General features: G+C 60.8%; 15 protein-coding genes. 4 read left to right on the forward strand and 11 right to left on the reverse strand.

The window, feature by feature from the left end; translation table 11 throughout:
• Positions 1-58 precede the first annotated feature (58 nt).
• The 4 genes from AB7783_RS14270 to AB7783_RS14285 form a co-directional block, all read right to left on the reverse strand.
• Complete coding sequence (locus AB7783_RS14270) at positions 59-847, reverse strand: 2-keto-4-pentenoate hydratase (protein WP_441277991.1); 789 nt, start codon at positions 845-847, stop codon at positions 59-61.
• 136 nt (positions 848-983) lie between these two features.
• Entirely contained in the window at positions 984-1,247 is a 264-nt protein-coding gene (locus AB7783_RS14275; protein ID WP_120291376.1) for a hypothetical protein, read from the reverse strand.
• A 202-nt stretch (positions 1,248-1,449) separates the two neighbouring features.
• Positions 1,450-1,860, reverse strand: a complete 411-nt coding sequence (dksA, locus tag AB7783_RS14280) for an RNA polymerase-binding protein DksA (RefSeq protein ID WP_068735634.1) — start codon at positions 1,858-1,860, stop codon at positions 1,450-1,452.
• Between the two features lie 252 nt (positions 1,861-2,112).
• Positions 2,113-2,523 (reverse strand): flagellar assembly protein FliX, encoded by a 411-nt coding sequence (locus tag AB7783_RS14285; RefSeq protein WP_089265694.1) that lies wholly within the window; start codon positions 2,521-2,523, stop codon positions 2,113-2,115.
• A 327-nt stretch (positions 2,524-2,850) separates the two neighbouring features.
• Between AB7783_RS14285 and AB7783_RS14290 the strand changes: the two genes are divergently transcribed.
• The 4 genes from AB7783_RS14290 to AB7783_RS14305 all read left to right on the forward strand — a co-directional run bounded on the left by AB7783_RS14290 (position 2,851) and on the right by AB7783_RS14305 (position 5,385).
• The gene (locus AB7783_RS14290) at positions 2,851-3,975 is read left to right on the forward strand and encodes a flagellar basal body P-ring protein FlgI (protein ID WP_089265184.1); all 1,125 of its coding nucleotides are present in this window, start codon (positions 2,851-2,853) and stop codon (positions 3,973-3,975) included.
• Positions 3,975-4,322 (forward strand): flagellar assembly peptidoglycan hydrolase FlgJ, encoded by a 348-nt coding sequence (flgJ, locus tag AB7783_RS14295; RefSeq protein WP_089265185.1) that lies wholly within the window; start codon positions 3,975-3,977, stop codon positions 4,320-4,322. The genes AB7783_RS14290 and flgJ overlap by 1 nt, the downstream gene beginning before the upstream one ends.
• A gap of 17 nt (positions 4,323-4,339) precedes the next feature.
• The gene (locus tag AB7783_RS14300; RefSeq protein WP_441277992.1) at positions 4,340-4,834 is read left to right on the forward strand and encodes a hypothetical protein; all 495 of its coding nucleotides are present in this window, start codon (positions 4,340-4,342) and stop codon (positions 4,832-4,834) included.
• 164 nt (positions 4,835-4,998) lie between these two features.
• On the forward strand, positions 4,999-5,385 hold the full coding sequence (locus tag AB7783_RS14305) for a hypothetical protein (RefSeq protein ID WP_175366561.1): 387 nt from the start codon (positions 4,999-5,001) through the stop codon (positions 5,383-5,385).
• A gap of 8 nt (positions 5,386-5,393) precedes the next feature.
• Here the strand turns inward: AB7783_RS14305 and AB7783_RS14310 are convergent, their stop codons facing one another.
• The 7 genes from AB7783_RS14310 to flgK all read right to left on the reverse strand — a co-directional run bounded on the left by AB7783_RS14310 (position 5,394) and on the right by flgK (position 14,194).
• The gene (locus AB7783_RS14310; RefSeq protein ID WP_068735624.1) at positions 5,394-5,753 is read right to left on the reverse strand and encodes a hypothetical protein; all 360 of its coding nucleotides are present in this window, start codon (positions 5,751-5,753) and stop codon (positions 5,394-5,396) included.
• A 93-nt stretch (positions 5,754-5,846) separates the two neighbouring features.
• Complete coding sequence (gene flaF / locus AB7783_RS14315) at positions 5,847-6,212, reverse strand: flagellar biosynthesis regulator FlaF (protein ID WP_441277993.1); 366 nt, start codon at positions 6,210-6,212, stop codon at positions 5,847-5,849.
• Positions 6,213-6,215: 3 nt separating this feature from the next.
• Positions 6,216-6,593 (reverse strand): flagellar biosynthesis repressor FlbT, encoded by a 378-nt coding sequence (gene flbT / locus AB7783_RS14320; protein ID WP_089265190.1) that lies wholly within the window; start codon positions 6,591-6,593, stop codon positions 6,216-6,218.
• A 255-nt stretch (positions 6,594-6,848) separates the two neighbouring features.
• On the reverse strand, positions 6,849-8,447 hold the full coding sequence (locus tag AB7783_RS14325) for a flagellin N-terminal helical domain-containing protein (RefSeq protein ID WP_441277994.1): 1,599 nt from the start codon (positions 8,445-8,447) through the stop codon (positions 6,849-6,851).
• Between the two features lie 373 nt (positions 8,448-8,820).
• Positions 8,821-10,413, reverse strand: a complete 1,593-nt coding sequence (locus AB7783_RS14330) for a flagellin N-terminal helical domain-containing protein (RefSeq protein WP_441277995.1) — start codon at positions 10,411-10,413, stop codon at positions 8,821-8,823.
• Positions 10,414-10,695: 282 nt separating this feature from the next.
• Positions 10,696-12,285: a flagellar biosynthesis protein FlgL gene (locus AB7783_RS14335; protein WP_441277996.1), complete on the reverse strand. Its 1,590-nt coding sequence runs from the start codon at positions 12,283-12,285 to the stop codon at positions 10,696-10,698.
• A 7-nt stretch (positions 12,286-12,292) separates the two neighbouring features.
• Positions 12,293-14,194, reverse strand: a complete 1,902-nt coding sequence (gene flgK / locus AB7783_RS14340) for a flagellar hook-associated protein FlgK (RefSeq protein ID WP_441277997.1) — start codon at positions 14,192-14,194, stop codon at positions 12,293-12,295.
• Positions 14,195-14,216 lie beyond the last annotated feature (22 nt).

Consider the following 14,216-nt stretch of genomic DNA (forward strand, 5'->3'; position numbering starts at 1 on the left):
GCGGAAGGCCGTCGTCGTTCTGGCAGACTCCAAATGCGGCCAGGCGAAGCGCTGAACGTCAGCTCTTGAAATCCACCTCGACGCTGCCCAGTCCGAGCAATTCCATTCGGACGTGATCTCCGGCATTGAGCCACGCCGTCTGCACGAGGCTGCCAGTGAGGACGAATTCTCCGGCGCGCAATATCTTGTCTCGGGCCGCGAGATGGTTGGCGAGCCAGGCCAGTGCATGATGTGGATGACCAAGAACATCGGCGCCGTTGCCGCGCCCCACTTCCATGCCGTTAACGACGGCACGTCCAATCACCGACAGAAGATCAGGCGCCTTGCCACGAGCAACAGGCGCACCCAGAACACATCCCGCCGCAAAGAAATCATCTGCGATCAGTGTCGGCGCATCCATACTGCGCCAGTCCGCATAACGATCATCGACGATCTCGATGGCTGGATGGTAGGCATCGATCGCTGTTGCTACATCATCAGCCGTGAACGGCTCGCCCGACGGCATCAGATCGCTCGCGAGCTGGACCGCAATTTCACACTCCACGCCGACATGTACATAATCGTTGTAGCGCAGCGACGTTCCGGCGGCATGAACACCACTCATATAGAGTCCGCCGGCGCAAGGGTGCGAAATACCGAGATATTGCTGCATCACCGCGCTTGTGCAGCCGATCTTGTAACCGACCTGCAAGCCGAAATCGGGCGACAGCAAATTGTGAAGCGCGTCCTGCACGCGATAGCCATCAGCTTCGTCATGCGGGACCACGTCTGGCGGCAACACGGCGAGCGGCGTGCGGTTATGGCGGACGTAAGCCAGGATTTCGGCGATCGCGAGATACTTTTCCATCGGCGGTCCCTTCGCTCGTCACACGGCTCATGCCGAAATATGACTAACGGGTAGCGACCACCATCCTGCTTGGCAACGGTGCGCAGCAGTGGCGCGAACCGACGCTCGCGCCACTGCAACTCCTGGATCCTGGAATTCAGCCGAAGACCCTGGTCAGGTCTTCATGAAGCCGACGCATCCCCGCAGGCCCGGTGAAGATCTCCTTCACCTCGGCCAGAGCCTCCGTAGTCAGGACATCTTCAGAACGCCGGCCCTGCGCAGCAGTCGCAAGGATGCGCGAGGCGATCGCGGCCTGATTGCAGGAGGTGCGGTGCTGCTCCGGCACCCTTGCGACTACCTTTTGAAGAACATTCCGCATCAGCGCGATCGTATCGGGATCATAAGAGGCAGGCGCAGCCATTGTTCATCCTCCCGTTTTTTTGTGGATCCAGCCTACGTCCTATCGGCGAATGATGACGTTCATATTCCCGTGTTTAAGAATGTCGCCGTGCTGCAGTGCAGTCATCGCAGATCACTGCATCGCACAGCATGCGTGATTGCCTTCCGGAACTCCGAAACGAAAAACGGCCGCCCGATGGGGCGGCCGTTTGGTATCGGAAAGACTATTCGTCGCGATAAACCTTTTCGCGCTTCTCGTGGCGCTCCTGAGCTTCCACGGAGAGTGTTGCGATCGGGCGGGCTTCTAGCCGCTTGAGCGAAATCGGCTCGCCGGTCTCCTCGCAATAGCCGTAGGTATTATCCTCGATGCGCAGCAGCGCGGCGTCGATCTTGGAGATCAGCTTGCGCTGCCGGTCGCGCGCGCGCAGTTCGATCGCGCGGTCGGTTTCCGACGATGCCCGGTCGGCGAGGTCGGGGTGATTGACGTTCTCCTCCTGCAAAGCCTGCAGGGTGAGTTTCGATTCACGGAGGATTTCTTCCTTCCAGGCCAGCAATTTTGCGCGGAAATAGTCGCGCTGCCGGTCGTTCATGAAAGGCTCTTTTTCGGAGGGGCGATAGCTTTTCAACTTGTCCAAGGCCAATCCATCTATGCGTGCAAGGCGCCGGAAATGACCGGCCGCGCCGCAGCTTATATAGCTAGGTCATGTGACAGACAATAACGTCAGGATACCTCCAGAACGGCCATCCACCGCCGGGTTTCAGGGCCGGAACCGTGCTGCTGCAGCGCACCGCAGCCCCGGCGCGGTCCATTGGTCCAAGAGCCATTCGAGCAGCCATAAACACGGCTTATGCGGGTTTCAGCCGCGCTTGGGGCCGGCTTCGCCGACTTAGACCTGGCCGGCCTTGGCCAGCTCAACTTCGACCCGGAGCTCGATCTCGGAGAGCACGGCGTCCAGACCGGGTTCGCCGGATGATTCCTTGAGGTTGGCTGCCGCACTGCGCAACCGCGCCACCATGGCCGGATTGATCGAGCCCGTGAGCAGGCCGATCTTGAGTTCATCGAGGACATCGAGCGCGCCACGGCCGCGCTTCACCGAGCGCTTGCGACGCTCCATGGGATCTTCGACGCTCTGCATGGCCAGAAGCGCATCGATGCTGTTGGCCGCCCGAGGCGCTACGGTCGGTTTGGTCTCGGAGGTCGGTGTCGCATCAGGCAACGAAAACCCGGTCGAACTGGTTTTCTTCGCTCCTGACGACGGGGCTCCGAATGTAGTGCCGTTCGGTCCGTAAATGCGCATCGGCGTGTCCAGCAAGGGTAATGGCCGATCCCGGCCCACGGCGGCTTGCCGTTCGCTCAGTACCATCGCGAGCGTAAACGGACCTCCATCCGGAAAGGTCGTCTTTTATGGTTAATCAATCGTAAACGGCCCGGCAAAATCTGCCGCAGGCGGCACTTTCGCCGGAGCGCAAGCCGCTTGTCCAGCCCCAGAGCCTTTATCATTCACATTATAAATCAACGTCTTATACCGATTTAGAACGCTGGCACGGCACTCGCATAGTGAAGGCTGGATCGTCGTCATGGGAGTGGCGAGCGGTCCAGTGAAGACCTCAGCGGGGAGCAGAGGATGCCGAGCCTACCTTCGATCCGATTCTGTCAGACGGCCTGTGCGGTGCTGCTCGTGCTGCTCGTGCAGGCGGTGTCGGCACATGCGACGTCGCGGATCAAGGATCTCGCCAATATCGAAGGCGTCCGGCAGAACCAGCTGATCGGCTACGGCCTCGTGGTCGGCCTCAACGGCACCGGCGACACCCTCAACAACATCCCGTTCACCCGCCAGTCGCTGCAGGCGATGCTGGAGCGCATGGGCGTGAACATCCGCGGCCAGACGCTGCGTACCGGCAATGTCGCCGCCGTCATGGTCACCGGCAACCTGCCCGCCTTCGGCACCCAGGGCACCCGCATGGACGTTACCGTCTCGGCGCTCGGCGATGCCAAGAATCTGACCGGCGGTACCCTGCTGGTCACCCCCCTGCTCGGCGCTGACGGCAATGTCTACGCCGTCGCCCAGGGTTCCCTCGCCATCAACGGCTTTGCCGCCGAAGGCGCTGCCGCCAGCATCACCCGCGGCGTACCCACCGTCGGCCGCATCGCCAATGGCGCCATCATCGAGCGCGAGATCGAATTCGCGCTGAACCGCCTGCCCAATGTACGCCTCGCTTTGCGCAACCCCGACTTCACCACAGCCAAGCGCATTGCCGCCGCCGTCAACGATTTCCTGGGATCCAAGACCGCCGAGCCGATCGATCCCTCCACCGTGCAGTTGTCGATCCCGCCGGAGTTCAAGGGCAACGTTGTTGCCCTGCTCACGGAGATCGAGCAGTTGCAGGTCGAACCGGATCTGGCCGCCAAGATCATCATCGACGAACGCTCCGGGATCATCGTGATGGGCCGCGACGTCCGCGTCGCCACTGTCGCCGTGGCGCAAGGCAATCTCACCGTGACGATTTCGGAGAGCGCCAATGTCAGCCAGCCCAATGCATTCTCCAACGGCCGCACTGTCGTCACGCCAAGCACGCGTGTCGGCGTCACCGAGGACGGCAAGAAATTCGCTCTGGTGAAGGACGGCGTTTCGTTGCAGCAGCTCGTCGACGGTCTCAATGGCCTCGGCATCGGCCCGCGCGACCTGATCGGCATCCTGCAGGCCATCAAGGCCGCAGGCGCCATCCAGGCCGACATCGAGGTGATGTGATGAACGTCAACACCGCCGTCGCCGCCTATCAGGCCAAGCACCCGACCATCAACGGCCGCCCCGATCAGAACCTGATCGATGCGCTGCAGAAAGTATCGCCGCAAGCTCAGGCCAAGACGCGCAAGCAGTCCGAAGATTTCGAGGCGATGTTCATCAACACGATGTTTTCTCAGATGACATCAGGCATCAAGGGCGAAGGCCCGTTCGGCGACACCACCGGTACCGGTGCATGGCGCTCGATGCTGACCGACGAATATTCGAAGTCCTTCGCCAAGGCCGGCGGCGTCGGCATCTCCAACGAAGTCTTTCGTTCACTCATCATCCAGCAAGCCAATCGCGCCAGCTGATCGCAGAGGACACCGCCATGAACAATGCGCAACGCCAGCAAGCCGCCCCGATCGCCGCACCGCGTTCGGTCGCGACACTGATGGAAGCCCGTCAGCTCGCCGACGAACTCATGAAGGTGATGAACGAGTTGCTCGCCGTCATCGAACAGGAGACCGCGCTGGTCCGCAACGGCCATATCCGCGAGGCCATCAAGCTCGAAGCTCCGAAGGCGGATATTTCGCGTCGCTACATTGCGATGATCTCGCTGCTCAAGATCAGCCAGACATATCTCGCGCAGACGACGCCCGACCTGCTCTCGGCCTTGCGCAAGCACCATGACGTGTTCCGTGCGATGCTGCAGGTCAATCTGACCGTGCTCGCCACCGCGCATGCGGTTTCGGAAGGCATCGTCCGCGGCGTTAATGCAGAGGTTCAGAAGCGTAATATCCCGCAGACCTATACGGCGGCCGGTCGGCAGGCTCAGCCGGGCCGGGTCAACATGACGCCCATTGTCGTCAGTCGGTCACTTTGATCGTATAACCGATCATACGGCCGCGGGCGCGTGTGATGCGCCGCGGCATTGCTATCTTTTGACTTAAATTGCAGCGCGCAAGTAAGCACCGGATTCAGCCGTTCGGTGCATAATGTCGTTTGGGAACGGGTCGGGATTTATCGAATGGAGCCAGGAGGGCTGCCATGGGTGCCGACTTCAATATCAAACCGGTGGGGGCACCGGTTGCCACGCCAGTGATACGACCCGCACCAGAAGCGGTGCGCGAAGCCGTGCCTACGCAACTCCCCCCGGACAAGACCGTGTCAGCAGCGCCCCGCGTACTGCAGCCGAACATTTCTGCGGCGAACTACCAGCAGATGGACAGCGAACGCATCTCCAAGGAAGTCATCATCGACAAGGGCGCAGGCGAGATCGTCTTCGTATCTGTGGACAAGAAGTCCAACCAGGTGATCGATCAGTATCCCGAGGAATCGCGACTGCGCTCCCGCGCCTATCTGCGCGCCATGGACACGCTCAACCAGGACGCAAAGCTGCAGAATCGACGTATGGAGACGGATCGCAGGATCTAATGCGCTGATCAGACGTTGCGCGTTGCAAAGGCTGTATCGAGATAGGTGCTGCCGGTGGCGGCATCGGTCACGACGTTCTTGATCGTCGCCTTATTGTTGGCCGTCATTTGGAACTTGGTGTCGCCCACGCGAAACGAGTTATCCTTGATCAGGACCTGCTGATACTTCACGGTCCCCTCGCTCTGATACTTCACCTGCGCGCGGAAGCCTTCGACCTGCGAAATCGCGACCTCGAACTTCTTTCCATTAGCGTAGGTGCCCTGCCAACTGCCTTTGTAGGCGTCGGCATCCACCGCCACATACTTGCCTGCCGTGACCGGCGTGGTGGTCTTGTAAGCCGTTGCAAGAATGCTGAGTGCGTCTGCCATCGTGCCTCGTCGCACGCGGCTTCGAATCGCCGCGCCTGTCAGGGACCATTAGGCCGCGCCAACCATTAAGCTAAAGTTACAGTGTCGACAGGCTCACGGGCGACCGGACAGTCCCGCCGCAATATTGCGGTTGATGTCGATGAGCGCTTGCAGATGTTCCACCTGGCGGACCTGCTGAAGCGCGGTGCACTGCGTCAGAACAAAAATGCCGATATTGGCGATATTCTGCCGGATCTCGATCGATTCCGGATTCTGATCATTGATGGCATCGCCGACGAAGATGGACCAGAGCTTGCGATTGAACAGAAGAGCGTCGTCGAGACCAGCATCGGTATGGTCCCAATTTTCCACGACGTCCTGCAGCTTGCGCGCTGCTTTCAGAAGGGCCTGGGCTTCGATGTCTCTCGGTGTCGCCGTGGTCTGCGCAGTACGCGCGTAAGCTTGAGCACCGATCGACATTCGCTACCTCAAAAACTCTTCTTCCCGCTTGATTAGCGGACGCAATTCCTTGAGTGCTTTGTAAAGCGCGCCGCTTAAAATAAGCTTACTGACGTCCTCGATCGTTTCACGAAAACTCGGAACCGCTTCAATCAATTCCTTGATGAAACCGAGATATAGCTCCTGATAGGCTGGGATATCGTTTTCCAGATACATCATCTGTACGCAGAGATAGACGCGTTTGACCGGCGTCGTTGCAGTCTCCGCCGTGAGGATGTCCTTTTCACGCATGATCGGTGCATCGCCATCAATCAGGAACGCCGTGCGCGTATCGGAATTGGTGATCACGCTCTGACCGATGATGATTCGCTCACCCGGCTTCAGTTCGACTCGCAAAGGCATTCAGCTCTCCTTCCCCGCAGCGGCCGTGAGGCCACATGCAAAGCCAATGGTATCTGGTGCCACGTTTCGGGCGGGCATGACTATCCAGGAACCCTGAAAATACGCCTGCGATTCGAATAATACCAGCGTTCAGCGACCGGCGTCTTCAGTCTGGGGAAAGCCAGGATGCCGGGCGGCGCGCCGCTGACTACCCCGACCAACGAAAAACGGCGGGATTTCTCCCGCCGTTCGATAATCTTGGTGCGACCGCCAGACTTACTGGAGCAGCTTGAGTACGCTCTGCTGCGACTGGTTGGCCAGCGCCAGCGCGGACACCGCGATCGACTGCCGGGTCGACAGTGCCTGGCTGTTCGCAGCTTCCTCGTTGGTGTCGGCCAGCGTCAGGTTGGACGAACCGGTCTGCAGCACGTTGATCAGGTTCTTGGCGAATTCCTGACGGATCTGCACGATCGAAAGGTTGGAGCCGAGCGCCGAGGCCTGCGCGCGGAGAACCGAGCTGGAGATGTTGAGCGCTGCCAGCGTGTTGTTCGCCGAGGTATTGTCGAGGAAGTCCGCGCCCTTGGCGAGCTTGCTGAGACCCAAACCTGCCGGCGTCAGGGTCGTGCCGGCGATATTGAGCGTCGACTTGCCGGTCTCGTTGAACACCAGCTTAAGCTGATCGCCACCGAGCAGGTTGATGCCGTTGAACGAGGCATCCTGCGACGTGGTCGTGATCTGATCGATGATGTTGTTGTACTGCGCAACGAGATTGGCGCGCGAGGTCTGCGACGCGAAGTCCTGAACCGGAGTGCTCGGCACCAGGCCATTGAACAGCTTGCCCACGGCCGCGGCTGTGCCGCCAATAGCGCCGATGGTCGACGAGGCCGCATCGTTGGACGTCTGGATGGTCATGAAGCCGGCGGGATCGATGACGGCTTGCAGGTTGTTCGGCGCCAGCGCGGCGTTGAGCTGCGCCAGGGTAGAGACCTGGCCGCTCGCGGTACCGAAGGTGATGTTCGTCGCGGTGCTCGACGGGTTGGTTGCGGCGATCGTCAGCGTCAGCGCCGGCGGGCCGCCCAGGGCGGTCGGACCTGAGGTCCGCGCCTGGGTCACCGACGTACCCAGGCCGAGCCCGGCGAGCGCGGCGGTGTTCGAGCTCGTGATCGACAGATCGGAAGCCGCACCCGTGTGCAGCGTGATCGCCCCGATGGGCGCTGCCACGTTGACTGCAGAGCCGGCACCACCCGACAGCGCATCGATCTTGCCCAGCAGCGTAGCGACGGTGTCCGTGATGTTGATTTCGTTGGCGCCCGACGCGCCCGACGCCCTGAAAGTCAGGCTCTGACCATTGACGGTGATCGTGTCGTTCGCCGCGAAGCTGGTAGCAATCGAGTCGGTGGCGGCAGCACCCGACAGCAGCGTGGCGCCGGTGATGGCAGCCGCATTCTTGTTATTCGCGACAGTGCCGACATAGGTGTTGTCGGTCTTCGTGGATGTGCCCAACAGGTTGTCGGCGGTCGCACCCGGATTGATCGGCGTCGTGAACGACGACTTGGCGTTATAGCCGACCGGAATCTGCAGCGCCTGGTTGGCGATCGACTTCGCGGTATCGACGAGCTTCTGCAAGGAGGTGATGCCGGTATTGGCCGCCTGCAGCACCTGCACGCCGTTGCCGATGCCGTCGAGCAGGCTGTTGATGTCACCGGCGCGGCTGTCGAGCCCTGCTGCCGTGAAGAAATTCGTGGGGTTGTCGAGGGCAGTGTTGACCTTCTTGCCCGTCGCAAGACGGTTCTGCGTCGTGGACAAGAGGTCCGCGGTCGACTGCAACGACAGCAGGTTCTGGCGAACCGAAGCCGATAGAACGATGCCTGACATATGGAAACCTTCCTGTTCCCCGCGCAGTCGACCTTCAGGTCGCGCAAGCGCATGGTGCATCTGACGAGACCCGTCTCGCCGCGATGCTGTCGGTTGAATTTGACGCCCTTCTGGAAGAGGAATCTCGGTCCGCCTTGCGGCAATGCCCGGATTAACGCGGCCGATTCTCGGCCTACCTTCTTCCTACTCAGGCCGAATATGACCGACGACCATTTAAGATATGGTTAACAGCGGATTAAGGCTTTCGTAAAACTGTCCCAAAACGGCAAAGGCCCGGAAAGCTTGAGCTTTCCGGGCCTTTGCGACGATCGGACAACGAAAAACGGCGGGGCTTTCTGCCCCGCCGCCTTCTGTTTCAACTAGTCCGCTGAGTTTAGCGGAGCAGCTGGAGAACGCCCTGCTGCGACTGGTTGGCCAGCGACAGCGCGGAGACGGCGATCGACTGACGGGTCGACAGCGCCTGGCTGTTGGCGGCTTCCTCGTTGGTGTCGGCGAGCGTGAGGCTCGACGCACCGGTCTGCAGCACGTTGATCATCTGCTTCGAGAAGTCCTGACGCATCTGCACGACCGACAGGTTCGAACCGAAGGCCGAAGCCTGCGAACGCAGCGTCGAGCTGGCGTTGTTCAAACCGGTCAGCAGCTTGTTGGTGGCAGCATTGTCAAGGAAGTCGTCGCCCTTGGTCAGCGACTCGAGGCCGAGGCCAGCCGGATCGAAGGTGACGCCCGTGATGCTCAGCTTCGACTTGCCCGTTTCGTTGAAGGTCAGGGCCAGCGTGTCGCCGTTGAGCAGGTTGACGCCGTTGAAGGATGCGTCAGCCGCAGTTGTCTTGATCTGGTCGATCACCGTGTTGTACTGGGCAACCAGGCCTGCACGGGTGTTCTGGGCGTTGACGTCAGCCACCGGACCAGAGGTGTTCAGCACGCCGAGCAGCTTGCCTGCGCCGGTCGCCGTGCCACCGAAGATCGAACCCTTCGTCAGGTCGAAAGATGCTTCGTCGTTGGTGGTCTGAACGGTCAGCTTACCGTCCTTGTCGATCGAGGCCTGCAGGTTGCTGGTGGCTAGCTTCTTGTTCAGGTCGTCGAGCGTGTTGACCTGACCAGCCGACTTGCCGAAGCTGATCGTCTGTGCCGGGCTGCCGTCGATCGCACCGATGGTCAGCGTCTGGCCAGCCATCGTGCTGGTGGCTTCGGTGGTGCTAGCGGTCAGACCAAGCTTCGACACTGCAGAACCGCCGAGCACGATGCTCGACATGTCGCCGGTCGCTGCGGTGAGCGTGACCTGGTTGGAGGCAATCGCGAACGACGAACCCGTGCCGAGGATACCTTCGACGGCCGCCTGCAGCGTTGCTTCCGTAGTCGCAGTGCCGGCACCCGCGCCGGAAAGCAGGTTGATGGTGACATTGCCGGTGTTTGCATCGGTGACCGAAGCAGCGGTACCGCCGCCAGCGCCCGTTGCAAAGGTGATCGTCTTGCCATTGACGCTGAGTGTATCGCCGGCAACGAAGCTGCCGCCAGCTGCTGCGTTCAAGGCACCGCCAGCGACGAGACCCGTGACAGCCGTACCGGTCAGCGTTGCTTCAGTGTCCGGCGTGCCGAGCAGGTTGGTAGCCGTGGCGCCAGCGATCGTCGAGGAGAACTGCGACTTGGTCGAATAGCCCGAAGTGGCCTGCAGCGCCTGGTTGGCAATCGACTTGGCGGAGTCAACGAGCTTCTGCAGCGAGGTGATGCCGGTATTGGCAGCCTGCAGGATCTGCACGCCGTTGCCGATACCATCGAGCAGGTTGTTGATGTCGCCAGCGCGGTTGTTCAGGCCCTGCGCGGTGAAGAAGTTGGTGGGATTGTCGAGCGCCGAGTTGACCTTGTTGCCGGTCGCGAGGCGGTTCTGGGTGGTGGAGAGGAGGTCCGCAGTGGACTGCAGCGAGAGCAGGTTCTGACGAACGGAAGCCGAGAGTGTAATGCCGGACATGTTTGGTTACCTTCCTGGTAGACACAACGAACGACCTTCTTGGTCGGTATCGGGAAGATGACGCCGAGGTTCTAAAATTGCGTAAAGGGAACTGCGCGGATTCGACGCTCCTTATGCGTGTATTTAATTACCTGCACCCGTCCTGAAAATGACAAAGCCCAACTCGTGAAAGTCGGGCTTTGTCATTTGTTATCAGTGCTTTTTGTGTAGCTGGGAGGTTGGCTTCCCGGACTTTGGCGAGGTGGCCAAAACCCGGTGAAGTTGTAAACAGGAAGCTACCCGTTAAAGAAACTTAACCAAGCTCATCTGATAAAGATTTGACGTTGTCTGATACGAGGCCTGCAAAGCGGTCTGCAGCGCCAGAATTTTGGTCGCGACCTCGTCGTCATTGATGCCCTCGATGGAGTCGAGCATCGTCTGGGCCATCGCCTTGGTCTGGACCTGACGATCCGTGGTCGACTTGATCGATGCCTGCGCGCCGGCGAAGTCGGCCTGGATGTCCTGAATCGTCTGCTGGCCGGGGACATTCGCCAGGTTCTGCGCCACGCGCTGGTTCAGCGCCGCGATCTGCGCATTGGCGCTCTTTGCATAGGTCGCATTGCTGAGTTGTGCCGGATCGACGGCCACGGCCGCGAACACGGCGACTGTCTGCAGTTGCGCGCGCAAGGCCTGCTCGTCGGCGCGCGCGCCATATTGCACCTTGATCGATGTATCGACCTGGGAGACTGCCGATCCGCGGGCCGAGCCGTTGGCGGCCGTGTTCTGCTCGCCCTGATACCAGATCACGGTATTGTCGGCCGTGCCGGCAACGAGCGTGGTCGCTGAGCCGAGCGGCGTCGAGCCGACGCGCAGCGGCGGCTGGTCGAAGAAGTTGTCGCCGGCCTCGATCGCGGATGCCGCCACCATCGGCCCGTTGGCGAGATCCTTCATCGCGCTGCCCAGCGCGGTGTTGAGATTTGCCGCCGTCGCGGTGCTGTCGGCGCCAATCGCAAAACTGCCCGCCGGCAACGGCGTCTGGTCCGACGCCGTCAGGACGATGTCTTCCGTGGTCCCGTCAGGCATCGTGAAAGTGAACTTCACCTGATCGCCGACATTCGGGTTGGTCGCCCCGAGATCGACCGACATCGATTTCGCCACGGGCGTCGCCGGCAGCGCAGGCGGGATGGTCGCTGGCAGATCGACCGGCTGGGTGACGGTGGCACCGGCGATCGTGGTAGACACGCCAGTGACCTTCATACCGAAGGGCTGAGCTTCCAGCGGCGGGGCCGGCGTCGCGTCCTCCTCGGAGATCACCACCGAGGTCACCGGGGTTCCGATCGCGCTGCCGACGCGTCCGTTTGCGTTGACACCGAGATCGGCCGTCTTGCGCTCGGCGATCACCTGCTTGAGGCCGGCGACGAGCGCACCATTGCCATTCATGATCTGGTCGGCCGGCGCGACCGGCGCCGTATCGGTGGCGCGGCCGGAGAACAGGTAGCGGTCGCCCGACCGCGCATTCAGCATATCGACGGAATCGAAGAAGCCGAGCGAAGCCGTCTTCTGCCCTGGCGTCTGACCGGTATTGTCGAAATTGCCGCCAGCGCTGACCGCGGCGCCTTTCACATCGGATCCGATCGCCACCAGCCGCTGCAACGACAGATTTGCCACGCCGATGCGCGTGTTCAGATTGACGGCAGTATCGGCATAGGCCGCAACATTGCTGATCTGCGCGCGCAGCGCGATCGCGAGACTGCGACCGCTGCCCTGCCCTGCATAGGTATTGGAGATCTTGCCGCTTGACAGCTGCTGCGTCAACGCGTCGAGCTGATCGCGCAGATTGGTAATTCCGGATCCGATATAGGATGTGCGTGAGCCGACACCGCTGATCGTCATGATTACCTCAGAATGCCTGCATCAGGGTTTTGTACAATTCGTTGACCGTCGACATCACGCGCGCATTGGCCGAATAGGCGTTCTGCAACGACAGCAAATGCGCCATCTCGTCATCCATATTCACGCCGGACGCGTCTGCCATCTTCTTGTCGAGTGTGTTGAGAACGACGTTCTGGCCATCCGCGAGTTGCTTGGCGGAATCCGCCGCAGCGCCCTGTTGCCCGACGAACTGGCGCATATAGCTCGACAGCGTCCCCTTGAACGGTGCCGTATCACTGCCCGTTCCCGTCGCCGGCGAATAAGTGAAACTGGCATTGTTCAACTGGTTGAGCAGGAGGGCCGACCGCGTCGTGTCGCCCGCTGCCGTCGACCCGCTATAAACCACCAGCTTGGAGGGGTCGGCGACGATCGCATTGTTGATCGTCAGCCGGCCGGCGAGACCGGTCATCTGCGAACCGTTCTTGCTGATGCCACCGCTATAGGCGGCGCCGTTGTCAGTGAACAACGCCAGCTCCGGGCTGCCGTTGCTTAGATCAGTGGGACCTTGCGTAACCGTCACCGACGCCGCGTTGATGTTGGCGAACGCGGGATTGTTGACGACGGTGAGCGCGCCAGCCGTGCCGGAGAACGTAGCCTGGCCGCCAAGCGCCGCGTTCAACTGATTCAGAACCGAGCCGAAGCCCGAAGAAAAATCGAGGCCGATGACGGTATCATTCGGATTGGTTGTTGCCGTGTTCGGCAGCGGCAGCACGCTGGGGTCATCGACCCGCATGAACGAAATTTCGCGCTGCGTGTTGGTCGCCGTATCCGTATACGTGAAGTGAATGACATTGCCCGGCTTCATTTGCGATACGTCGAGCGTGAAGCCGGTCGGCGTTCCCGGCGGCAGCGTCGTCGGCGGCACCGTCAGTGCCGGGAACACGCTTCCCGCCGTCGTCTTGTCCGAGAGCGCGCTCGAGATCGATGCTGCGAACTGATCGAGCTGATTCTGCGCCTCGACAAGCGTCTTGTCGCGAAGTTCAGTATATGCGGCGATCGTGCCCGACTTGATAGCGCCGGCAGCAGTCAGGTCGATCGATCCGCCGTTCGGAAATTCGATCACCACCGAGCCGAGGTTGCTCTTGCTGGGATCCGCGCTCCACGTCGTGTCGGCCGATACTGTGCCTTGGGCATTAAACGCAAGTGTCGCCGCTTCATTACCCACCAGCTGCACACCGGAACCGGTGAAGATGGTGACCTGATTGGCGCCATTGGTGGTGACGCGGATATCCATCAGCTGCGATAGCTGCGTGACATATTGATCGCGCTGATCGAGCAGCGCGGCGGTGTTGGAATCCGTCGATGTTCCGCCTTGCGGATTGGCCGTCAACTGATTGTTGATCTTGGCAATCTGCTTCATCAGAGTGTTGGCGGTCGTCACCGAATCCTTGATGCCACTTTCCGCCGCGCTGCGCAGGCTCTGAATGCCCTGCGTCATCGAATTCAATTGTTGCGCGAGTGTTTGCGCGGCGTTGAGCACGCCGATCCGTGCCGACTGACTGTCCGCGCTCGTGGACAGCGCCTGCACTGCTGTCGTCAGGGCATTGAAGGAATATTCGAGCGAGCCGACTGAACCAGGATCGCCATAGAGACTCTGCATCTGCTGCAGGAAGCTCGAACGGAGCGAGGCATAGCCCGCGCCCGACGTTTCGGTGCGGAGCTGCGCCTGGATATACTGATCGAGTTCGCGATTGACGCCAACGGTGCGGACGCTACTGCCGTTACCGGAATTGACTGCGACCTGATCCGTCGACTTGCGAATGTAGCCAGGCGTTTCCGCATTGGCCACATTCGAGGAAACCAGCGACATCGCGGCCTGATTGGCGCGCAGGCCGGACATGGCGATGGAGAGTGCGTCGTTCAGACTCATAACTAACTGTCGCTCTCAAGGT

It is taken from the genome of Tardiphaga sp. 172_B4_N1_3, assembly GCF_052076035.1.
Taxonomy (GTDB): domain Bacteria; phylum Pseudomonadota; class Alphaproteobacteria; order Rhizobiales; family Xanthobacteraceae; genus Tardiphaga; species Tardiphaga robiniae.